Origin of the sequence: Cupriavidus sp. OV096 (assembly GCF_900115455.1) — a bacterium.
Classification (GTDB): domain Bacteria; phylum Pseudomonadota; class Gammaproteobacteria; order Burkholderiales; family Burkholderiaceae; genus Cupriavidus.
The window spans coordinates 331354-353376 of sequence record NZ_FOWM01000002.1; the positions used below are offsets into that span (position 1 = coordinate 331354).

Genomic DNA, 22023 nt, shown 5'->3' on the forward strand with positions numbered 1-22023 from the left:
GAACCCGGAGCCGAGAGGAAACAGCCGTGAACGAGATCAAGCCCGTCGCCCCTGGCACACCGGAAAAGCCGTATTTCGGCATCGACATTCCGCTGATGCGGCATCTGGGCCTGCAGCCGGAACATATGGAAGAGGGGAAGTGCCGCACGCGCCTGCCGGCCAACCCGGCGCTCGTGAACAGCCGGGGCGATGTGCACGGCGGCACGCTGATGGCCGTGCTCGATTTCACGCTCAGCGGCGCGGCGCGGTCCTACTCGCCGCTCGACGTGGGCGTGATCACCATCGACATGTCCACGCACTTCCTGGCCGCCGCGCGCGGTGAACTGACCTTCGAGTCGCGCTGCATCCGGCGCGGCGCCAAGATCGCCTTCTGCGAAGGCGAGGCGCGTGACGCGGCCGGCACCGTGGTGTGCGTGGCCCGCGCCGCGTTCAAGCTCGTGCAGCTGGCCGGCGGCAACTAATCCTCCATCCGGCGGTACACCGCCAGGAAGCGCGCGCGCTCGGTGATGCCATAGTCGCCGGGCGCGTATTGCATCAGCCAGTCGCCGGCCTTGCCGGTCAGCACATCGCCGCCGGCCGAGCGCGCGATGGCGAACGGCACCGTCATCTCCTTCGCCAGCACCGGCACCGGCCGGTTGCGCCAGCCACCGCCGTCCACCGGCAGGTAGCGCGCGTCGAAGCGGTCGCGCGAGACCACCCAGCGGTCGCCCGTGGCGCCGGTCACGATGGCGTCGCCGGGCTGGTAGCGGTTGGGGCCTTCCCGGCTCACCAGCTCGCCGGGCTCTGCGGCAAACGTCACCTGGACGACTTCCTCCTTGATATAGCGGGCCGCGGCCGGATCGGTGCGCAGGTCGATATCGCTCAAAGTCTGCATGGTCGGTCCTCAACCCAGCGCGCGCGGCGCGAAGGCATGGTTCAGCGGGCCGTTCCCGGCCCCGATGCGCAGCCGGGCCCCGGCGGCGATGGCCTGCGCCACGTAGTCCAGCGCGGTGCTGATGGCGTCGGCCAGTGCGTCGCCACGGGCCAGTTGCGCGGCGATGGCGGCCGCCAGCGTGCAGCCGGTGCCGTGCAGGTTCGGCGTGTCGATGCGCGGATGGGTGAACACGCGCACCGTGCCATCGGCCAGCATCAGCAGGTCGTCGAGCCCCCGGCCGTGCGGGCCATCGTCCCGATCATCTTCCAGATGGCCGCCCTTGAGCAGCACGGCCTGGCAGCCTAGCGCGAGCAGGTCGGCGGCAGCGGTCTCCATGTCCGCGCGGCGCGCGATGCGGCGGCCGAGCAGGTAGGAGGCTTCCGGCAGGTTGGGCGTGACCACCAGCGCGCGCGGGAACAGCAGCCGCACCATGGCCTGGCTGGTGGCATCGTCGGAGAGCGTGGCGCCAGACGTGGAAATCATCACCGGGTCCACCACCAGTTGGCGGATACCGTGGCGGTCCACCGCATCGGCCACGGCCTCGACGATGGCGGCCGTGCCGAGCATGCCGGTCTTGGCCGCGTCCACGCCGATGTCCGTGGCGACGGCATCGATCTGGGCGGCCACCATGTCGGCCGGAATGGCGTGCACGCCGGTCACGCCGAGCGTGTTCTGCGCCGTGATGGCGGTAATCGCGCTCATGCCGAAGCAGCCGAGTGCGCTGAAAGTCTTCAGGTCGGCCTGGATGCCGGCACCGCCGCCGGAGTCGGAACCGGCGATGGTCAGCGTGCGGGGTGGCGTGGAAAGCATGTGGGCGGGCAGGATGGCAGGGAGGCTGGAAGAGGAATAGACGGGAAAAAAGTCCGTTTCTCGCGCCGCAGGCGCGGACAGGCACGCTACAATACCGCCACTCCGAGGAGCGTTGCAACGGATGGCCCTCATCCGCCAGGCTCGGAATGTTTCAACGGCGCTCGCTGATCCGTGGTCCGCACGGAGGCGAGTCGACCTATCCGCCCGTTCCGCAATTCGCGCGGGATGCGGCCGTTGTCCCCCCTCGTCACCTGCGTGCCACTCTTCACCGGAGTGAAACATGAACGCTGTGACCGAACTCAAGCAAGACTACCTCGTGGCCGATATCGGCCTGGCCGGCTGGGGCCGCAAGGAAATCGCCATCGCCGAGACCGAAATGCCGGGTCTGATGGCCATCCGTGACGAATTCGCCGCCGCGCAGCCGCTCAAGGGCGCCCGCATCGCCGGTTCGCTGCACATGACCATCCAGACCGCCGTGCTGATCGAGACGCTGGTGGCACTGGGCGCCGACGTGCGCTGGGCCTCGTGCAACATCTTCTCGACGCAGGACCACGCCGCCGCCGCCATCGCCGCGTCCGGCGTGCCGGTTTTCGCGTTCAAGGGCGAGTCGCTCAAGGAATACTGGGACTTCACGCACCGCATCTTCGACTGGACCGACGGCAGCACGCCGAACATGATCCTGGACGACGGCGGCGACGCCACGCTGCTGCTGCACCTGGGCGCCCGTGCCGAGAAGGACGCGTCGCTGATCGCCAAGCCGACCAGCGAGGAAGAAACCTACCTGTTCGCCGCCATCAAGGAAAAGCTGGCCAAGGACCCGAGCTGGTACAGCCGTAACCTGGCCGCCATCCGTGGCGTGACGGAGGAAACCACCACCGGCGTGCACCGCCTGTACCAGATGGCACAGCGCGGCGAACTGAAGTTCCCGGCCATCAACGTGAACGACTCGGTGACCAAGAGCAAGTTCGACAACCTGTACGGTTGCCGGGAATCGCTCGTGGACGGCATCAAGCGTGCCACGGACGTGATGATCGCCGGCAAGGTGGCCGTGGTGGCTGGCTACGGTGACGTGGGCAAGGGCAGCGCCCAGGCCCTGCGCGCGCTGTCGGCCCAGGTCTGGGTGACCGAGATCGACCCGATCTGCGCGCTCCAGGCTGCCATGGAAGGCTACCGCGTGGTGACCATGGACTACGCCGCCGAGCACGGCGACATCTTCGTCACCTGCACCGGCAACTACCACGTCATCACGCACGACCACATGGCCAAGATGAAGGACCAGGCCATCGTCTGCAACATCGGTCACTTCGACAACGAGATCGACATCGCCTCGGTGGAAAAGTACCAGTGGGACGAGATCAAGCCGCAGGTGGACCACGTGGTGTTCCCGGACGGCAAGAAGATCATCCTGCTGGCCAAGGGCCGCCTGGTGAACCTGGGCTGCGCCACGGGCCACCCGTCGTACGTGATGAGCAGCTCGTTCGCCAACCAGACCATCGCCCAGATCGAACTGTGGGCCGAGCGTGACACCGGCAAGTACCCGGTGGGCGTGTACACCCTGCCGAAGCACCTGGACGAGAAGGTCGCGCGCCTGCAGCTGAAGAAGCTGAACGCGCAGCTGACCGAGCTGACCGAGCAGCAGGCCGCGTACATCGGCGTGCAGAAGCAAGGCCCGTACAAGGCTGACCACTACCGCTATTGATCGGCGGGAGGTGTCCCCCCCCTCTCCCGTTCGCGGGGGAGGGGGGAAATCGACAGGCAACCTGGAAAAGGAGTCGCAATGAGACTGTTGGCCGTTTGGATCATCAATGCCGCCTCGCTGTTCCTGGTCGGAAGCGTCATCTCCGGCATCTCGCTGGGCGGGTTCGGCTCGGCGATGATCGCCGCGCTGGTGCTGGGCCTCGTCAACACGCTGATCCGGCCCATCCTGGTCATTCTGACGCTGCCGGTCACGCTGCTGACGCTGGGCCTGTTCATCTTCGTCATCAACGCGCTGCTGTTCCTGTTCGTCGGCAACCTGCTGTCGGGCTTCGTGGTGCAGGGCTTCGGCGCCGCGCTGCTGGGCTCCATCCTGTACAGCGTGATCTCGTGGGTGCTGTCGAGCCTGTTGCTCGGCGACCGCGACTGAGACTTTATTCGCATGACAGACCGCTACTACAGCTTCGAATTCTTCCCGCCGAAGACGGCGGAAGGCACGGAGAAACTGCGCAACACGCGCGCGCAGCTGGCTCCGCTGCAACCCAAGTACATCTCGGTGACGTTCGGCGCCGGCGGCACCACGCAGCAGGGCACGCTGGACGCCGTGCTGGAGATCCAGCGTGATGGCATCGAGGCCGCGCCGCACCTTTCCTGCGTGGGTTCCACGTGCGACAGCATCCGCCAGATCCTGAAGACGTACCGCGACGGCGGCATCCGCCATGTCGTGGCGCTGCGGGGCGACATGCCGTCCGGCATGGGCGAAATCGGCGAATTCCGATACGCCAACGAACTCGTGGAATTCATCCGCGCCGAGACCGGCGACTGGTTCCACATCGAGGTGGCGGCGTACCCCGAGTACCACCCGCAGGCGAAGTCGCCGCGCCACGACCTCGACAATTTCGTCCGCAAGGTCCGCGCGGGCGCCGATTCGGCGATCACGCAGTACTTTTACAACGCCGACGCCTACTTCCGTTTCGTCGACGAAGTGCGCGCGCTGGGCGTGGACGTACCGATCGTGCCGGGCATCATGCCGATCACGAACTACTCGCAGCTGATGCGTTTTTCGGAAATGTGCGGTGCCGAAGTGCCGCGCTGGGTGGCCAAGCGGCTGGAGTCGTTCGGCGACGACCGGGAGTCCATCCGCGCGTTCGGCCTGGACGTGGTGACCGGGCTCTGCGACCGCCTGCTGGCCGCCGGCGTGCCGGGCCTGCACTTCTACACGCTCAACGCCGCCGGCGCCACCAAGGCGGTCTGGGAACGGCTGAAGCTGTAACTTCCATCGGACGGGGTCATGGGGGCATACTGCGCCCCATGGTTCCCGCCACCGTCACCGCCACCTTCCGCTTCTACGAGGAGCTGAACGATTTCCTGGCGCGCACCCGACGCCACCAGGACATCGTCGTGCCCTGCGCCCGCGCGGCCACGGTCAAGCACATGATCGAGGCGCTCGGCGTGCCGCACACCGAGGTGGAGTTGATCCTGGTCAATGGCGAATCGGTGGCATTCGACCGCCCCGTGCAGGACGGCGACCGCGTGGCCGTCTATCCCACCTTCGAAGCCTTCGACATCTCGCCCCTGCTCCGCGTGCGCGATCAGCCACTGCGCGAGACCCGTTTCGTTGCCGATGCCCATCTGGGCGGCCTGGCGCACCTGCTGCGCATGACCGGCTTCGATACCCTCTACGACAACCATTTCGAAGACAGCGAGATCGCGCGGATTGCCGCCGAGGAGGGCCGCATCGTGCTCACGCGCGACCGCGAACTGCTCAAGCGGCGCGGCGTGACGCACGGCTGCTATGTACGGGCGATCAAGTCGGCGCTCCAGGTGCGCGAGGTCTTCCGGCGGCTCGACCTGGCCCGCAGTGCGCGTCCGTTCTCGCTGTGTCTGGACTGCAATGTGCCACTGCATCGGATCGACAAGTCGGAAGTGGACGGCCGCGTACCCGAGGGCGTGCTGGCGCGGCACACGCGCTTTGTCACCTGCCCGCACTGCCGGCGGGTGTTCTGGGAGGGGTCGCACTGGCGCAAGATGCGTGCGCTGGTGGACGAATTGCTAGCCGAGGAGAACGCTTAGAACGCGCCGCCTTCGGTGACGATCCAGTCCATCGGCAGGTCGTGTGGCTGGGCCTGCAAGGGAATCTCGCAGGCCGCGAAGCCGATGCCGATGGACACCGGCGTTTCTGCGAGGGCCGCCAGCGTGCGGTCGTAGAAGCCGCCGCCGTAGCCGAGGCGGAACTTATCGCGGCTGAAACCGACACAGGGAATGAGCAGCGCGTCGGGCAACACGGCCTCGGTGCCATCGGGCACGGGAATGTCGTAGTGGCCGGCGCGCATTGTCGTCTCGGGCGTCCAGGCGTGGAAGTCCAGCGGCGTGCCGGGGCGGGTGACCACCGGCAGCGCGGCCTGGCGGCCCGGCATGCCGGCCAGCCATTGCACGATGACGGCGCGTGCGTCGAATTCGCCCTGGATCGGCCAATAGAAGCCCACGCGTCGCGCGCCCAGGCGTTCGAGCAGGGGCGCCAGGGCGGCACCGATGCGCGCGTCGGCCTCGGCGCGATCCGGCAGGCTGGCGCGCAGCGCGAGCAGTCGCCGGCGCAGCGCGCGGCGCTCTTCGAGGTATGGCAGGTTTTCTGCCCCGTTGTCTGGGGCCTGTTCAGGCTGCATGGCGTGCAATAATGGCCGGCACCGCGATCGATCGATGGATCGACATCCGAATACCAACACGCGCGGGGCGCGACCGGGTACCCCGGCGCCGCGCGCGGACCAACAAGGGATAGCAAGAATGCCGAAGGGAGTATATCTGCGCCGTGCGCAACGCGCCGCGTGGCTGGCAGGACTGGGGGCGTTGACAGGTGCATTGCTGGCCACGCCGGCCTACGCCCAGAAGCGCCCGGCGCCGCAGCCGGCCGCGCTGACCATCCCCAGCAATCCGGACGATGCCTTTGTCGCGCTGCGCGAGGCTGCCCGCAAGAACGATGTGGACCGCACGGCCGCCATCTCGGCCACGCTGGTCGACTATCCGATTCCGTCGTATGTGGAGTATTTCCGCATCAAGCCGCAGCTGTTCGATGCCAGCGGCCTGGCCCGCATCGACGCGCCCGACGAGCAGGTGCGCGTGTTCCTGAAGCGTTACCAGGGCGAGGCGATTGCCGACCGCATGCGCAATGACTGGCTGCTGGTGCTGGGCAAGAAGCGCGACTGGGCCAACTTCGACGTCGAATACCCACAGTTCGTGCTGAAGGACGACACGCAGGTGGAGTGCTACGCGCTGTTGTCGAGTGCGCTCAAGGGCAAGAACGTGGCCGCCGAATCCCGCGCGGTGCTGGCGGACCCGCGCTACTACGGCGAGGGCTGCGTCGACCTGATCAGCTACCTGGCCCAGAGCCAGCAGATCCAGCGCAGCGACGTGGCGTTCCAGGCACGCCAGGCGCTCGAGCTGAATTTCACCACGCTGGCGGCAAAGATCGCCGCAACCGTGCCGGATACACCATCGGCGCCCACGGCGCCGGGGGCGCGCGTGGACAGTGACACGCTGGCCACCGTGGTCAAGATGGCCCGCAGCGATCCGGCCCAGGCTGCCGCCTACCTGACCGCCACGGGCGGCGCGCTGTCACGCGACGAGCAGGGCGCCGGCTGGGGCGTGATCGGCCAGTACGCGGCCAAGAAGCTGATGCCGGAAGCGGCTGGCTACTACAAGAACCAGATGACGCTGGGCGGCAACCAGTGGCTGTCCGACGAATCGCAGGAATGGCGCGTGCGCGCCGCGCTGCGCCAGGGCGACTGGAAGCAGGTGCGCCAGGCCGTGGAACTGATGCGCCCCGAGCTGCGCACCAAGGACCCGGCATGGATCTACTGGTACGCCCGCGCGCTCAAGGCCGATGGCCGTACCGCGGACGCGCAGACGCAGTTCCAGACCATCGCCGGCCAGTTCAACTTCTACGGCCAGCTGGCCACCGAGGAACTTGGCAACCGCATCACGCTGCCGGCGCGCACCACGGTCTCGGATGCCGAGGCCATGGCCATGCGTACGCGGCCCGGCTTCGTGCGCGCGCAGAAGTTCTATGAACTGAACCTGCGCTTTGAAGGCAATCGCGAGTGGAACTGGGAGCTGCGCAGCATGAGCGACCGCGAACTGCTGGCCGCCGCCGAGTACGCGCGCAAGATCGAACTGCTCGACCGCACCGTCAACACGGCCGACCGCACCAAGGCGGAGCACGATTTCTCGCTGCGCTTTGTGATGCCGTACCGGGACATCATGCAGCGCGCGACCGATGACGTGGGCCTGGACATGGCCTGGGCCTATGGCCTGATCCGCCAGGAATCGCGCTTCATCATGAATGCGCGCTCGTCGGCCGGCGCGCATGGCCTGATGCAGGTGATGCCGGCCACGGCCAAGTTCGTGGCGCGCAAGATCGGCATGACCGACTTTTCGCCGTCGATGATGAGTGACCCCAATATCAACATCCTGCTCGGCACCAGCTACATGAGCATGGTGCTGACGGACCTGGACAGCTCGTGGACCCTGGCCTCGGCGGGCTACAACGCCGGCCCGGGGCGGCCCAAGAACTGGCGCAGCAGCCTGTCCCGGCCGGTGGAAGGCGCGATCTTTGCAGAGACGATTCCGTTCACGGAAACGCGAACTTATGTCAAGAATGTGCTTTCCAACGCTACGTACTATGCTGCATTGATGAGCGGCCGGCCCCAGTCTCTCAAAGACCGCCTGGGAACAGTCGCACCGTCCTCGATCACGACCACCAGCCTGCCTTGATGTAAGCGGGGCCAGCAGGGGGCGCCGTGACCCCGGGCGCGCATCGTGAGATGCCAGCGTTACGTGACCGTCACGGAGCCCACCATGCTGACCAGCAATGTCCTTGTGATCGGTGGCGCCGGATTCATCGGCAGCCACCTCGTCTCCCGCCTTGCCGGCGCGGCCTCCGCCTCCGGGGTGCCGCGCAACCCCGCCACCAATCCCGACAGCCCCATCGCGCCCGAGCGCATCCTGGTGGGCACGCGCCATGCCGAGCATGCCCAGCACCTGTTGCTGCTGCCGCGCGTGGAGGTGTGCGAGCTGGGCCTGGCCGATGCCGCCGCGCTGGACGACGCCATCGGCTCGGTCGGCATGGATGGCATTGTGGTCAATCTCGTTGGCGTGCTGCATGGCGACCGGGGCGACCCATATGGCCCCCAGTTCGCCGCCGCGCATGTGGACCTGCCGCGCCAGATCGTGGCTTCCTGCCAGCGCACCGGCGTTCGCCGGCTGATCCACATGAGCGCGCTCGGCGCGGACCCGCAGGGGCCGTCGATGTACCTGCGCAGCAAGGGCGAGGGCGAGCGCGTGGTGCGCGAGAGCGGGCTCGACTGGACCGTCATGCGGCCGTCGGTGGTGTTCGGGCCGGACGACCACTTCCTGAACCTGTTCGCCCAGATGCAGCAGATGGCGCCGGTGGTGCCGCTGGCCTGCGCCCAGGCGCGCTTCCAGCCGGTGTTCGTGATGGATGTGGTGGAGGCTTTCCTGCGCGCGATGGTCAATCCGGCCACGGTGGGCCAGGTCTACGAGGTGGGCGGGCCGCAGGTCTATACGCTCGAGGAGCTGGTGCGCTTCGCGGGGCGGGCGTCGGGCCATCCGCGCCCGGTGATCGCGCTGCCTGATGCGCTCGCGCGCGTGCAGGCGGCCGTGCTCGAACACATGCCCGGCGGGCCGGTCATGTCGCGCGATAACCTGGACTCGATGCGGCTGGACAACGTGCTGCACGCGCCGATGTCAGCCGAACTCGGCCTGGAGCCGTCCAGCCTGGAGTCCGTGATGACCGATGTGCTGGGTGGCCGCAACCGCGAGGCGGCACTCCAGGCCATGCGGGAGAGCGTGCATCGCTGACACCGCCAGGCCGCCCCCTCCGACGCCGATGTGACTTGCGCTCACAGCCTTGCGAGCGCAATTCATTTGGAGGTGGCGCGGCCCAATGGCTAGAATCATCGGTTCAGGCCATTTTCCCTCCCCCGCCCCCCCCAAGGATTCGCGATGAAACTCGTCATCGGCAACAAGAACTACTCGTCCTGGTCGCTGCGCCCCTGGCTGCTGCTGCGCCAGGCTGGCATCGCGTTCGAGGAGATTCCCGTGCGGCTGGGCACGCCCGGCTTCGCCGCGCAGATCGCCCAGTACTCGCCGGCCGGCAAGGTGCCGACGCTGGTGGATGGCGACATCACGGTCTGGGATTCCCTGTCGATCTCGGAATACCTGGCTGAACGCTTCCCCGAGAAGGCCCTCTGGCCGGCCGACCCCGCTGCGCGCGCGCTGGCCCGTTCGGTCTGCGCCGAGATGCATTCGGGCTTCGCCAACGTGCGCAACCAGCTGCCGATGAACGTGACCGCCGTGCTGCCCGGCTGCGGCTGGAACGTGGCCGTGCAGCGCGAGGTGGAGCGCATCGCCGCGATCTGGACCGACCTGCGCACGCGCTTTGGCGCCGAAGGCCCGTTCCTGTTCGGCACCTTCACGGTGGCGGACGCGTTCTACGCGCCCGTGGTCTCGCGCTTCGCCACCTACGGCATCCACCTGCCCGACGCGGCCAAGCAATACGCCGATTTCATCCTCGCCCTGCCGGCCATGCAAGAATGGATCGCCGCCGCGCGCGAGGAACGCGATTTCCTGGCCGACGACGAGCCGTACCGCACCGTGCCGGACCATCCGGACGCCATCATCATCCATCACTAGGAATTTCATGCAGGTCTATGCCGTGGGCGGCGCCATCCGCGACCAGTTGCTGGGCAAGCCAAGCCAGGACCGCGACTACGTGGTGGTGGGCGCCACGCCGGCCGAGATGGAGGCGGCCGGCTACAAGCCCGTGGGCAAGGACTTCCCGGTCTTCCTGCATCCGCGCACCAAGGCGGAGTACGCGCTCGCGCGTACCGAGCGCAAGACGGCTGCCGGCTACAAGGGCTTCGCGTTCTACTGCGCGCCCGATGTCACGCTGGAAGACGACCTGGTCCGGCGCGACCTGACCATCAACGCGATGGCGCAGGCCGTGGACGATGCCGGCCAACTGGTCGGCCCGGTCATCGACCCGTATGGCGGCCAGCGCGATTTGGCCGCGCGGCTGTTCCGGCATGTCTCCGATGCCTTTGCCGAAGACCCGGTGCGCATTCTGCGCGCGGCGCGGTTTGCCGCGCGCTTCCATGATTTCTCCGTGGCGCCCGAGACCGTGGCGCTGATGCGCGCGATGGTCGAGGCGGGCGAGGTCGATGCGCTGGTGCCGGAGCGCGTGTGGCAGGAACTGGCGCGCGGGCTGATGGAGGCGAAGCCGTCCCGGATGTTCGACGTGCTGCGCGAATGCGGCGCGCTGGCGCGGCTGCTGCCGGAGCTGGACCGGCTCTGGGGCGTGCCGCAGCGCGCCGAGTATCACCCCGAGGTGGACACGGGCGTGCACGTGATGATGGTGGTCGATCATGCGGCCGCGACGGGCGCGTCGCTGCCGATCCGCTTCGCGGCGCTGGTCCACGACCTCGGCAAGGGCACCACGCCGGCGGACGTGCTGCCGCGCCACATCGGCCATGAGCAGCGCAGCGTGAAGCTGCTCGAGGCCGTCTGCGAGCGGCTGCGCGTGCCGAACGACTGCCGCGACCTGGCGGTGCTGGTGGCGCGCGAGCACGGCAACATCCATCGATCGATGGAATTCGGCGCCGCCGCGCTGACCCGGCTGGTGGAGCGCTGCGACGCGCTGCGCAAGCCGGACCGCTTCGCGGAGGCCCTGACGGCCTGCGAGGCCGACGCGCGTGGTCGGCTAGGTTTCGAGGATCGGGATTATCCGCAGACCGAACGCCTGATGGCGGCACGGGCAGCGGCGGCCTCGGTCGATGCCGGCGCCATCGCCAAGGCCTGCGCGGACCGGCCGGACCTGATCAAGGAACGCGTGCACAAGGCCCGCATCGCGGCGGTGGCGGAGAAGCTGGGGCTGGGCGCGGAGCCCGACTGAAGGGCTACGCCTACAGCAGCTTCCCAATCGCCAGCGCGATCAGCGACAGCAGGATGGTCGAGGCGAACGGCAGCACGTACTCGCGCTTGAACAGCCGGAAGCGCACGTCGCCGGGCAGCCTGCCCAGGCCGATCTTCTGCAGCCACGGCAGCGAGGCCGACAGCACGATCACGCAGAGGAAGATGGTGAATGTCCAGCGCAGCATGGCGGCTGTTCCTCAGAGTGCGTGAACGCGGTCGCCGCGTGCGAAGCCTGCCAGCGGCAGCGCGTCGTCCAGACCGCGCGTCAGCACGATCACCTTGAACAGCTCGCCCATCTCGGCCTCGGACAGCAGCTTCTGCACCGCGTTGGCGTGGGGCAGGAAGGCGCGGGCGTCGGTCGGGTCCAGTTCCATCAGCAGCTCGGTGATCCCGGCATTCATCAGGAAGCGCGCCTGCGAGGCGAAGCCGGCCACGGACAGCCCTGCGTCCACCGCCGCCTCGGCGATGCCGCTGAAATTGACGTGCGCGGTGATGTCCTGCAGCCCCGGGTACAGGAACGGATCGGGGTGCGCGTGGTGGCGGTAGTGGCACATCAGCGTGCCCTCGGCGCGCTGCGGATGGTAGTACTCGGCCGCCGGGAAGCCGTAGTCGATGAAGAAGGCGGCGCCGCGCGTCAGCATCGCGCCCACCGCCCGCGTGAAGCCTTCGGCCTCGGCATGGGTTTCGGTGACCATGTCGTGGTCGCCTGGCAGCGCGCGCAGGGCGTCGGGGATGGCGTTGTCCGCCAGCGGACGGTCCTCGAACGTGAACTTGCCGTCGGCCAGCGCCACGCCGCGCTCGTGCCAGCGGCCGCCCAGGCGCGCGAACAGGCGCACCGGCATGGCGTCGAGCACCTCGTTGCCGACGATAACCCCTTCGAATTGCGCAGGAAGTTCGTCCAGCCACTGCACGCGGCCAGCCAGATGCGGCGCGCGGGCGGCCAGCGTTTCCTGCTGGCGCACGCGCAGCTCGCCCGACAATTCGACGATCTGGTAGGTCTCGGGCAGCGCACCTTCGGTTTCAAGGCCGAGCAGCAGGTCCGCCGCGAGCCGGCCCGTACCGGCGCCGAATTCGAGCACGCGTGGCAGGTCCATGGCGATCAGCGGCGCGAACTGGCGTGCCAGCGTGCGGGCGAAGAAGGGGGTCAGCTCCGGGGCGGTGATGAAGTCGCTGCCGTCCCGGGCATCGCGGCCGAACTTGGCGGCGCCGCCACTGTAGTAGCCGAGCCGGGGGGCGTAGAGCGCCAGCGCCATGTAGCGATCGAAGCCGATCCAGCCGCCGGCGGCCTCGATGGCGTCGCCAATACAGGTGGTCAGGGCCGCGGAGGCGTCCAGCGCGTCGGCGGGGGGAAGGGGTAGACTAGCGACTTTCTGCATACCGCGAATTGTAGCAATGCCAGATTCCCTGACTGCTGGCGCCTCCGGCGCCCACCCTGCCGCCGCGCGCGGCGTCGCCCTCGTGACCGGCGGCGCGCGCCGCCTGGGCCGTGCCATCGCGCTGGAACTTGCCACGCGAGGCTGGGACGTGGCGATCCACTGCAATCGCTCGCGCGACGAAGCCGAGACGCTCGCCACGCAGATCCGCGGCCTGGGCCGCCGCGCCGCCGTGCTGCAGGCCGACCTGTCCGACGAAGCCGCTACCAGCAAGCTGGTCGCGGCCTGCGCCGACGCGCTGGGCGTACCGACCTGCCTGGTCAACAACGCCTCGCTGTTCCAGTACGACGTGGCGACGAGCTTCTCCTACGCCTCGCTCGACACCCATATGCGCACCAACGTGGCCGCGCCGCTGCTGCTGGCGCGTGAGATGCACAAGGCGCTTGGCGCCGATGGCAACCAGACCGCCCAGCGCGGCGTGGTGATCAACCTGCTCGACCAGAAGCTCAACAACCTGAATCCGGACTTCCTGTCGTACACGCTGTCCAAGGCCGCGCTGCAGACCGCCACGGTGCAGCTGGCCCAGGCGCTGGCGCCCCGGCTGCGGGTGGTGGGCGTGGCGCCCGGCATCACGCTGGTGTCCGGCGACCAGTCCGACCCCGGTTTCGTCCGCGCGCACGGCATGACGCCGCTGGGCAAGTCGTCCACGCCGGACGACATCGCCCAGGCCGTGGCCTACCTCGCTGGCGCCCACGCCGTGACCGGTACCACCCTGTATGTCGATGGCGGCCAGCACCTGATGCCGCTGGCCCGCGACGTGATGTTCCTGACCGAGTGATCCCAATCCCCGGTCGTTTTTAAGCATTTTCCGATTTACCGCAGCACCTGCCCGACGCCCCACCATGACCTTCGCCGCGCTTTCCCACCCCAGCCTGCAAGGCTGCCGCCGCATGTTCCTGCGCAACTATGAAGTGCAGATCAATATCGGCGTGCACGAATTCGAGAAGAAGGGCGAGCAGCGCGTGCTGGTCAATATCGACCTGTTCGTGCCGCTGGACCAGAGCACGCCGCAGGCCGACAAGCTCGAGGAAGTGGTGGACTACGACTTCATGCGCAGTACCGTGGCCGCGCGCATGGCCCAGGGCCACATCCACCTTCAGGAAACCCTGTGCGATGACGTGGCACGTGCCATGCTGAAGCATCCGAAAGTGCGCGCGGTGCGCGTTTCCACGGAAAAGCCCGATGTCTACCCGGACTGCGATTCGGTCGGCGTCGAGGTGTTCCACGTCAAGTAGAATACGGGCCCGTCCGACAGGGCCATCCGACGGGCTTCCCAAGGCCCGCGCCCCGCATCAGGTATGTCTTATGAGTCACTCCGCTAACTTCTATCGCCTCGAAACCCGCCTTCAGTCGCTGGCCGGCAAAGCCATCGGCGACTTCGGCATGATCGAGGACGGCGACACCGTGCTGGTCTGCATGAGTGGCGGGAAGGACTCGTACACCATGCTGTCGGTCCTGATGGCGCTCCAGAAGCGCGCGCCCATCCACTTCAAGCTGATCGCGATGAACCTGGACCAGAAGCAGCCAGGTTTCCCGGAACACATCCTGCCCGAGTATTTGAAGTCCACCGGCGTGGAATATGTGATCGTCGAGGCGGATACGTATTCGATCGTCAAGGAGAAGGTGCCGGAGGGCAAGACCACCTGCTCGCTGTGCTCGCGGCTGCGCCGGGGCGTGATCTACCGCACGGCCAAGGAGCTGGGCGCCAACAAGATCGCGCTGGGCCACCATCGGGACGACATCGTCCAGACCTTCTTCCTGAACATGTTCTTCGGCGGGAAGATGAAGGCGATGCCGCCCAAGCTGTCGACCGATGACGGCCAGCACATCGTGATCCGGCCGCTGGCGTATTGCGCGGAGAAGGACATCGCGTCCTACGCGCGGGCGATGGCCTACCCGATCATCCCCTGCAACCTGTGCGGCTCGCAGGAGAACCTCCAGCGCAAGAAGGTCAGCGAGATGCTGCAGGGCTGGGAGCGCGAGAACCCGGGCCGCATCGACAACATCTTCGCGTCGCTGCGCAACGTGGTGCCGTCCCACCTGGCCGATACCGACCTGTTCCCGTTCACCGGGCTGGCCACCGGCCTGGCCAAGGTGGACGAGGCCTCGCTGTTCGGCGAGACCACCTTCACCCAGCAGGCGCTGACCTTCACCGGCAGCGCCGAGCCGAACCGGATGGAGTTCGTCCGCTTCGACAAGCTGGCCGAGAAGGCCGATCAAGCCGACAACCAGCCCACCCCTCTTATTTAGACGCCTGCGACGGGCCTGCCTCGCGCATCAGCGAGCGGGTATCGTCGATCCATTTCTGGAAGCGGTCCACCGCGTGGGCCTTTTGTTCCGGCGTGGTCAGGTTGGCGATGGTCACGGTCAGGTCCACCCCGGCCTCGTTAGCCTGCCGGATCTGCGCGCGCTCGGCCGCCGGGCGCTGCCAGTGGTCGGCGTACTTGCGCAGCATGTCCTCCACTTGCGATTTGGGCGGATGGGTCGTCGAGACCTCCCGGGCAATCCCCAGCCATTCCTGCTGCCGCTTCACGCGCTCCGCATAGCGGGCGTCGGCGCCCTGCATGTACGGCCCCATCGCGGCGCGGATCTTCTGCGCCTGATCGTCCGAGAACTTGCCGTAGACCAGCTTGGCGTAGTCCATGACCTTGTCGAAACGGGCGTTCGAGCGAGCCTGCGGGTCCGATTTCAGGAATTCCTTGCGATATTTGGCGTTGCTTTCGTTGAATTTCGATTCCATGCGCTGGATCTGCTCCGGCGTCAGCGTCAGCATCAGGTCGGCCAGGTCGGGTATGGCGTTCTCGAAGGCCTGGCGGCCCAGCCGCTGGGTGTCCTCGCGCGCGTGGCGCACCATCGACGCGTCCACCGGGCCGGCCACCTCGCTCTTGACCCGCGTCAGCACGTTGGCGATCTCGGGAAGCTGGGCGCGGCGGTGCCAGGAGAAGAACCGGGCGATGGCCTCGCGGGTGGGCGGCTCCTGGTCGTCCGTGACATCCACATAGCGATCTACCCACCAGTAGGCGAGCCGATCGCCCTGCTGATAGCCGAGTTTCATGGCGTTACAGCCACCCAGCGCCAGGACGACGGTAAATGCTGCAAATCCTGCAAAAATGCGCCGTCGCCAAATGTGAAAAACGGAAACCACCGGCGGTCGGGCGCAAGGCGCCATGCTAAAATCGCCGCGCATGTTTTCCCGCCTCGCAGATCGCCCGCCAGCCCAGTCCTGACAAGGGTTTGGAGGGATTGAAGAGATCGCTTGGTACGGGTTTTCGCGCTTATTATCAGACACACTCACTTAGGGACCTCCTTGTGAATATCGTCATTCTTGCCGCAGGGATGGGAAAACGGATGAATTCCGCCCTGCCCAAGGTCCTGCACCCGGTTGCCGGGCGGCCGATGCTCGCCCATGTGCTCGACACCGCGCGCACGCTTTCGCCGTCGCGCCTCGTCGTGGTGGTTGGCCACGGTGCGGAGCACGTGCGCGAGGCCGTGGCTGCGCCGGACGTGGCGTTTGCCGACCAGACCCAGCAACTTGGCACCGGCCACGCCGTGATGCAGGCGCTGCCGATGCTCGATGACAACCAGCCCACGCTGGTGCTCTATGGCGACGTGCCGCTGACCACCGCCGCCACGCTCGAGGCCCTGGTCCATGCGGCCGGCGCCGAGCGCATGGGCGTGCTCACCGTCGAGATGCCCGATCCTACCGGATACGGCCGCATCGTACGTGACGCCGCCGGCAACATCGTGCGCATCGTCGAACAGAAGGATGCCAGCGACGAGATCCGCGCCATTCGCGAGATCAACACCGGCATCATCGTCTGCCCGACCGGCCACCTGCGCCGCTGGCTTGCCACGCTGGGCAACAACAACGCGCAAGGTGAGTACTACCTCACGGACACCATCGAGCGCGCCGCCACCGAGGGCGTGGAGATCGTCTCCGCCCAGCCGGCGGCCCTGTGGGAGACGCTGGGCGTCAACAGCAAGGTCCAGCTGGCCGAGGTGGAGCGCATTCACCAGCGCAACCTCGCACAGCGCCTGCTCGAGGCCGGCGTGACGCTGCTGGACCCCGCGCGCATCGATGTGCGCGGCCAGCTTACGTGCGGACGCGACGTGACCATCGACGTCGGCTGCGTGTTCGAAGGCCGCGTGCATCTGGACGATGGCGTGCACATCGGCGCGCATTGCGTGATCCGGAATGCCACCATCGGCGCCGGCGCACGCGTGCAACCGTTCTGTCACATCGAGGAAGCAAAGATCGGGCCGGCGGGCCGGATCGGGCCGTACGCGCGGCTGCGCCCCGGCACCGAGCTGGGCGAGGATGTGCATATCGGCAACTTCGTCGAGGTGAAGAACAGCCAGGTCGGGGATCACAGCAAGGCCAACCATCTGGCCTATGTGGGCGATACCACGGTGGGCCAGCGCGTCAACATCGGCGCGGGTACCATTACCTGCAACTACGATGGCGTGAACAAGAGCCGCACGGTGATCGAGGACGACGCGTTCATCGGCTCGGACACGCAGCTGGTGGCGCCGGTGACGGTGGGCCGTGGCGCCACAATCGGCGCGGGCACCACGCTGACCAAGGACGCGCCAGCCGGCAAGCTCACGCTCTCGCGGGCCAAGCAGATGACGCTGGACGCATGGCAGCGCCCGGTGAAGCAGCCGAAGCAGTAAGCTAAGTCAGTCAACGTCAGTCAGGCCGGGCCCGGGGAGGGCCGGCCATCATCATTCAGCGGGTTGCGGCGCGCGGCGCGAGGCAACCCAAACGGGGGGTTCACAAGATGTGTGGCATCGTCGGCGCGGTTTCCACGCGCAATATCGTTCCGGTCCTGATCGAAGGCCTGCGTCGCCTGGAGTACCGCGGCTATGACTCGTGCGGCGTGGCCATCGTGCGCGACGAGATGCTCGAGCGCGCGCGCACCGTGTCGCGCGTGGCCGATCTGGACACGCAGACGCAGTCGTCCGGCCTGGCCGGCACGCTGGGCATCGCCCACACGCGCTGGGCCACGCACGGCAAGCCCGATACGGTCAACGCCCACCCGCATTTCTCGGACGAGACCATCGCGCTGGTGCACAACGGCATCATCGAGAACTACGAGCCGCTGCGCGACGAACTGCGCGCCGTGGGCTACGGCTTCGAGTCGCAGACCGACACCGAGGTGGTCGCCCACCTGATCCACCAGGCCTACACCTACCCGAGCAGCGCCACGCGCGGCAACCTGTTCGGCTCGGTGCGCGTGGTGACCAAGCGCCTGCACGGCGCCTACGCGATTGCCGTGGTGGCCAAGGACAACCCGGACGTGGTGGTGGGCGCGCGCGCCGGCTCGCCGCTGGTGGTGGCGCTGGGCGAGAACGAATCGTTCCTGGCCTCCGACGCGCTGGCCGTGGCCGGCACCGCCAACCGCATCGTCTATCTGGAAGAGGGCGATGTGGTGGAGCTGACCCGTGCCGGCGCCACCATCCGCGACGTGAACGACGTGGAAGTCGTGCGCGAGGAGCGCGTGGTGGAAGCCCACGCGGCAGCCGTCGAGCTGGGCCCGTACCGCCACTTCATGCAGAAGGAAATCTTCGAGCAGCCGCGCGCGCTGGGCGACACGCTGGAAGGCATCGTCGCCATCGCGCCCGGACTGTTCGGCGAGAAGGCGGCCGCGGTATTTCCCGACATCGACAACATCCTGATCCTGGCCTGCGGCACCAGCTACTACTCGGGCTGCACGGCCAAGTACTGGCTCGAGTCCGTGGCGAAGATCCCGACCCAGGTGGAAGTGGCCAGCGAATACCGCTACCGCGACACCGTGCCGAACCCGCGCGCGCTGGTGGTGGTGATCTCCCAGTCGGGCGAGACCGCCGACACGATGGCCGCCCTGCGCCATGCCCGCGACCTCGGCCACACCCACACGCTGGCCATCTGCAACGTGGCGACCAGCGCGATGGTGCGCGAGACCGAAATGCGCTTCCTGACGCGTGCCGGCACCGAGATCGGCGTGGCCTCGACCAAGGCGTTTACGACCCAGCTCGCCGCGCTGTACATGCTGACGCTGGCGCTGGCCAAGGTACGCGGCCGGCTGACCGAGGAAGAAGAGGCCGCCGCGCTGACCAACCTGCGCCACCTGCCCGTGGCGCTGCATGGCGTGCTGGCGCTGGAGCCGCAGATCATCGCCTGGTCGGAAGACTTCGCGCGCCGCGAGAACGCGCTGTTCCTGGGCCGGGGCCTGCACTACCCGATCGCCCTCGAAGGCGCGCTGAAACTCAAGGAAATCTCATATATCCACGCGGAAGCCTACCCGGCCGGCGAGCTGAAGCACGGCCCGCTGGCGCTGGTCACCGAGGCGATGCCGGTGGTGACCGTGGCGCCGAACGACGCGCTGCTGGAGAAGCTGAAGTCCAACATCCAGGAAGTGCGCGCGCGCGGCGGCCGGCTCTACGTGTTTGCCGATGCCGACACGCATATCCAGTCGTCCGATGGCATCCAGGTGATCCGCCTGCCCGAGCACTACGGCGCGCTGTCGCCGATCCTGCACACGGTGCCGCTGCAACTGCTGGCCTACCACACGGCCTGCGCACGCGGGACGGACGTGGACAAGCCTCGGAATCTGGCTAAGTCGGTGACGGTGGAATAAGGCGGGGCCGCCGCCCGGAGAGCAAGACACGGCAAGCGGTTTTACAAGCCGGATGTAAAAGGAAGCCACGGTGTGCACGCACCGTGGCTTTTTTTTTGTCGCCCCCAATCCCGGCTTGCCAGACGTGGCGCGGCCTGGCGGGGAGCCGGTGCGCGCCGAGCCCCCGGTGGCACGGTATCTGCGGAAGCCATAGGCTCCAATCGGCTCCAATCCGCGATACCCAGCCACCGAACGCCACCGAGGGACCCCACATGACGAAAAAGACCGCACCATCCGCCGCCCAGCCACCCGGCAAGAAAGGCGACACCACGCCGCCCAAGCCACAAGGCATCGGCAACAACAACGACGGCAGCTACGAGCGCGCCGTGGCGGACCGGCTGGCCGAGCGGCCAAAGCAGCTGGGTTCGGACTCGGTCGGCAATCTCGTCTCGAACCGTGACCGCACGCTGACCACGAACCAGGGCCTCCAGATTCCGCAGGACGACGACTCGCTCAAGCTCGGCCTGCGCGGCCCCACGCTGCTCGAGGACTTCCACCTGCGCGAGAAGATCACGCACTTCGACCACGAGCGCATTCCCGAGCGCGTGGTCCACGCGCGCGGCGCGGCGGCCCATGGCTATTTCGAGCTGACCGAGTCGCTGGCTGACGTGACCACCGCCGCGTTGTTCACCGAGGTTGGCCAGAAGACCCCAGTGTTCGTGCGATTTTCGACCGTGGCCGGCTCGCGCGGCTCCGCCGATCTGGCGCGCGATGTGCGCGGCTTCGCCACCAAGTTCTATACGCGGCAGGGCAACTTCGACCTGGTCGGCAATAACATCCCGGTGTTCTTTATCCAGGACGGCATCAAGTTCCCGGATTTCGTCCATTCCGTGAAGCCGGAACCGCACAACGAGATCCCGCAGGCCGCGTCGGCGCATGACACGTTCTGGGATTTCGTGTCCCTCCAGCCCGAGTCGATGCACATGGTGCTGTGGACCATGTCCGGCCGCGCCATCCCGCGCAGTTTCCGCACGATGGAGGGGTTTGGCGTGCATACGTTCCGCTTTGTCGATGCAGAGGGGCAGGGCACGCTGGTCAAATTCCACTGGAAGCCGGTGGGCGGCGCGCATTCGCTGGTCTGGGACGAGGCGGTCAAGATCAACGGCAAGGACCCCGATTTCCACCGGCGCGACCTCTACGATTCGATCGAGGCGGGCCAGTTTCCCGAATACGAGTTCGGCGTGCAGCTGGTGCCGGAGACCGACATGCTCAAGTTCGGCTTCGATCTCCAGGACCCGACCAAGCTCATTCCGGAGGAACTGGCGCCGGTGCGGCGCGTGGGGCGGATGGTGCTGAACCGCAACCCGGACAACTTCTTCGCCGAAACCGAGCAGGTGGCGTTCCACCCGGGCCACATCCTGCCGGGCATGGATTTCACCAACGATCCCTTGCTGCAGGCGCGGCTGTTCTCGTACACCGATACCCAGCTCACGCGGCTCGGCGGGCCGAATTTTCATGAAATTCCGATCAATCGCCCGCTCTGCCCCGTGCATAACAACCAGCGCGACGGCTTCGGCCGGCAGACCGTGGTGCAGGGTAAGGAGAGCTACCAGCCGAACTCGGTCAGCGGCGGCTGCCCGTTCCTGGCCGGCGATGCCGACGCCTACCGGCATTTCGCTGCCGCCGCCGAGGACGGCGCGGTGAAGGTGCGCATGCGCGCACAGACCTTCGCCGATCATTTCTCGCAGGCCAATCTCTTCTGGCGCAGCCAGTCCGACGTCGAAAAAAGGCAGATCGTCGATGCGTACGCGTTCGAACTCTCAAAGGTCTTCGACCCCGCCATCCGGGCGCGCGTGGTGGGGCAGATCCACCATATCGCCGTGGAACTGGCGGAGCGCGTGGCGCAGAAGCTCGGGATTCCCGTCGAGCCGGTCGGGCCGAACGTGCAGATCAACGACTACGGCGTACCGGCCTCGCCCGCGCTGAGCCTGGACGCCCAGCCAAAGGGCGACATCACGGGCCGCAACATCGCCGTGCTGGTCAACGATGGCGTGGACGACGCTGCCATCGCCTCGCTCAGGAAGCTGGCCGAGGCGGCGCGCGCCAATCTCAAGATCATCGGCCCGCGCGCGGCGAGCGTGACTACGGCGAAGGGCGCGGCGCTGCCGGTGGACCATGCGCTGTCGTCGGTCGGTTCGGTGCTGTTCGATGCGGTGTACGTGCCCGACGTGGCCAAGCCCCCCGCCGAGCCGGATCCGGACGCGCTGCTGTTCATCAAGGAGGCCTACAAGCACTGCAAGGCCGTGGGCGCGGGCGGCTCGGGCGCCGTGATGGTGGCCGAGGCCGCGCGCTGCGCGGGGCTGGCCGGCGGCTTCGCGGGGCCGGGCGTGGTGATCGCCAAGACCGAGGACCCGGCGCGGCATCGGGAATTCCTCGATGCCGTGGGCCAGCATCGCTGGTGGCAACGGCCGGACGCGATGCGCATTCCCGCCTGAGCGCAGGCGGCGAGAAAGCGTCCTAAGGGGCACTCGTCAGGCGACCCCGCCGTCGCCCGAGAGTGCCCGCTCGGCATAGGGGTACCTGCAGC

The 22023-nt window shown here is 67.5% G+C and carries 21 protein-coding genes and 1 riboswitch; of the genes, 15 read left to right on the forward strand and 6 right to left on the reverse strand.

Annotation, left to right across the window (positions count from 1 at the left end; all coding sequences use genetic code 11):
• Positions 1 to 26: 26 nt before the first annotated feature.
• Positions 27 to 461: a PaaI family thioesterase gene (locus BM115_RS05495; protein WP_092291450.1), complete on the forward strand. Its 435-nt coding sequence runs from the start codon at positions 27 to 29 to the stop codon at positions 459 to 461.
• On the opposite strand, the gene BM115_RS05500 is transcribed toward BM115_RS05495, so the two are convergent.
• On the reverse strand, positions 458 to 874 hold the full coding sequence (locus tag BM115_RS05500; protein ID WP_092291452.1) for a PGDYG domain-containing protein: 417 nt from the start codon (positions 872 to 874) through the stop codon (positions 458 to 460). The genes BM115_RS05495 and BM115_RS05500 overlap by 4 nt on opposite strands.
• A 9-nt stretch (positions 875 to 883) precedes the next feature.
• Positions 884 to 1723 carry a bifunctional hydroxymethylpyrimidine kinase/phosphomethylpyrimidine kinase gene (thiD, locus tag BM115_RS05505; protein ID WP_092291454.1) on the reverse strand — a complete coding sequence of 280 codons (840 nt, stop codon included), beginning with the start codon at positions 1721 to 1723 and terminating at the stop codon, positions 884 to 886.
• Between the two features lie 98 nt (positions 1724 to 1821).
• A riboswitch (S-adenosyl-L-homocysteine riboswitch) is annotated at positions 1822 to 1893 on the forward strand.
• Positions 1894 to 2003: 110 nt separating this feature from the next.
• Here thiD and ahcY point away from each other — a divergent pair.
• The 4 genes from ahcY to BM115_RS05525 all read left to right on the forward strand — a co-directional run bounded on the left by ahcY (position 2004) and on the right by BM115_RS05525 (position 5491).
• Positions 2004 to 3422: an adenosylhomocysteinase gene (gene ahcY, locus BM115_RS05510; RefSeq protein WP_092291456.1), complete on the forward strand. Its 1419-nt coding sequence runs from the start codon at positions 2004 to 2006 to the stop codon at positions 3420 to 3422.
• 78 nt (positions 3423 to 3500) lie between these two features.
• On the forward strand, positions 3501 to 3848 hold the full coding sequence (locus tag BM115_RS05515; RefSeq protein WP_092291458.1) for a phage holin family protein: 348 nt from the start codon (positions 3501 to 3503) through the stop codon (positions 3846 to 3848).
• 12 nt (positions 3849 to 3860) lie between these two features.
• A complete protein-coding gene (metF, locus tag BM115_RS05520) occupies positions 3861 to 4691 on the forward strand; it encodes a methylenetetrahydrofolate reductase [NAD(P)H] (protein ID WP_092291460.1) in 831 nt (276 codons plus the stop codon).
• 38 nt (positions 4692 to 4729) lie between these two features.
• A complete protein-coding gene (locus tag BM115_RS05525) occupies positions 4730 to 5491 on the forward strand; it encodes a Mut7-C RNAse domain-containing protein (protein ID WP_092291462.1) in 762 nt (253 codons plus the stop codon).
• Here BM115_RS05525 and BM115_RS05530 read toward each other — a convergent pair.
• Entirely contained in the window at positions 5488 to 6081 is a 594-nt protein-coding gene (locus BM115_RS05530) for a 5-formyltetrahydrofolate cyclo-ligase (RefSeq protein ID WP_092291464.1), read from the reverse strand. The two genes, BM115_RS05525 and BM115_RS05530, sit on opposite strands and share 4 nt — an antisense overlap.
• A 118-nt stretch (positions 6082 to 6199) precedes the next feature.
• On the opposite strand from BM115_RS05530, the gene BM115_RS05535 reads away from it, so the two are divergent.
• From BM115_RS05535 to BM115_RS05550, 4 genes are all read left to right on the forward strand, one after another.
• Positions 6200 to 8185 (forward strand): lytic transglycosylase domain-containing protein, encoded by a 1986-nt coding sequence (locus tag BM115_RS05535; RefSeq protein WP_092291466.1) that lies wholly within the window; start codon positions 6200 to 6202, stop codon positions 8183 to 8185.
• A gap of 84 nt (positions 8186 to 8269) precedes the next feature.
• Positions 8270 to 9292, forward strand: coding sequence for a complex I NDUFA9 subunit family protein (locus BM115_RS05540; protein ID WP_092291468.1), 1023 nt, complete (start codon positions 8270 to 8272; stop codon positions 9290 to 9292).
• A gap of 144 nt (positions 9293 to 9436) precedes the next feature.
• The gene (locus tag BM115_RS05545) at positions 9437 to 10126 is read left to right on the forward strand and encodes a glutathione S-transferase family protein (protein ID WP_092291470.1); all 690 of its coding nucleotides are present in this window, start codon (positions 9437 to 9439) and stop codon (positions 10124 to 10126) included.
• Positions 10127 to 10133: 7 nt separating this feature from the next.
• Positions 10134 to 11384: a multifunctional CCA addition/repair protein gene (locus BM115_RS05550; protein WP_092291472.1), complete on the forward strand. Its 1251-nt coding sequence runs from the start codon at positions 10134 to 10136 to the stop codon at positions 11382 to 11384.
• Between the two features lie 10 nt (positions 11385 to 11394).
• Here BM115_RS05550 and BM115_RS05555 read toward each other — a convergent pair whose 3' ends face one another.
• Complete coding sequence (locus tag BM115_RS05555; RefSeq protein WP_092291474.1) at positions 11395 to 11589, reverse strand: DUF2905 domain-containing protein; 195 nt, start codon at positions 11587 to 11589, stop codon at positions 11395 to 11397.
• Between the two features lie 12 nt (positions 11590 to 11601).
• Positions 11602 to 12780, reverse strand: coding sequence for a class I SAM-dependent methyltransferase (locus BM115_RS05560; RefSeq protein WP_092291476.1), 1179 nt, complete (start codon positions 12778 to 12780; stop codon positions 11602 to 11604).
• Between the two features lie 16 nt (positions 12781 to 12796).
• Here BM115_RS05560 and BM115_RS05565 point away from each other — a divergent pair, with 16 nt between their 5' ends.
• The 3 genes from BM115_RS05565 to ttcA all read left to right on the forward strand — a co-directional run bounded on the left by BM115_RS05565 (position 12797) and on the right by ttcA (position 15087).
• Positions 12797 to 13615, forward strand: coding sequence for an SDR family oxidoreductase (locus BM115_RS05565; RefSeq protein WP_092291478.1), 819 nt, complete (start codon positions 12797 to 12799; stop codon positions 13613 to 13615).
• A 64-nt stretch (positions 13616 to 13679) separates the two neighbouring features.
• Entirely contained in the window at positions 13680 to 14072 is a 393-nt protein-coding gene (locus tag BM115_RS05570) for a dihydroneopterin aldolase (RefSeq protein ID WP_092291480.1), read from the forward strand.
• Positions 14073 to 14142: 70 nt separating this feature from the next.
• The gene (gene ttcA, locus BM115_RS05575; protein ID WP_092291482.1) at positions 14143 to 15087 is read left to right on the forward strand and encodes a tRNA 2-thiocytidine(32) synthetase TtcA; all 945 of its coding nucleotides are present in this window, start codon (positions 14143 to 14145) and stop codon (positions 15085 to 15087) included.
• Here the strand turns inward: ttcA and BM115_RS05580 are convergent.
• Positions 15080 to 15892, reverse strand: coding sequence for a DUF6279 family lipoprotein (locus tag BM115_RS05580; RefSeq protein WP_092291484.1), 813 nt, complete (start codon positions 15890 to 15892; stop codon positions 15080 to 15082). The genes ttcA and BM115_RS05580 overlap by 8 nt on opposite strands.
• A 254-nt stretch (positions 15893 to 16146) precedes the next feature.
• On the opposite strand from BM115_RS05580, the gene glmU reads away from it, so the two are divergent.
• The 3 genes from glmU (at position 16147) to BM115_RS27550 (ending at position 21931) form a co-directional block, all read left to right on the forward strand.
• Positions 16147 to 17511 (forward strand): bifunctional UDP-N-acetylglucosamine diphosphorylase/glucosamine-1-phosphate N-acetyltransferase GlmU, encoded by a 1365-nt coding sequence (gene glmU, locus BM115_RS05585; protein ID WP_092291486.1) that lies wholly within the window; start codon positions 16147 to 16149, stop codon positions 17509 to 17511.
• A gap of 107 nt (positions 17512 to 17618) precedes the next feature.
• On the forward strand, positions 17619 to 19457 hold the full coding sequence (glmS, locus tag BM115_RS05590) for a glutamine--fructose-6-phosphate transaminase (isomerizing) (protein ID WP_092291488.1): 1839 nt from the start codon (positions 17619 to 17621) through the stop codon (positions 19455 to 19457).
• A 251-nt stretch (positions 19458 to 19708) separates the two neighbouring features.
• Positions 19709 to 21931 (forward strand): catalase, encoded by a 2223-nt coding sequence (locus BM115_RS27550; RefSeq protein WP_092291490.1) that lies wholly within the window; start codon positions 19709 to 19711, stop codon positions 21929 to 21931.
• Positions 21932 to 22023: the final 92 nt, after the last annotated feature.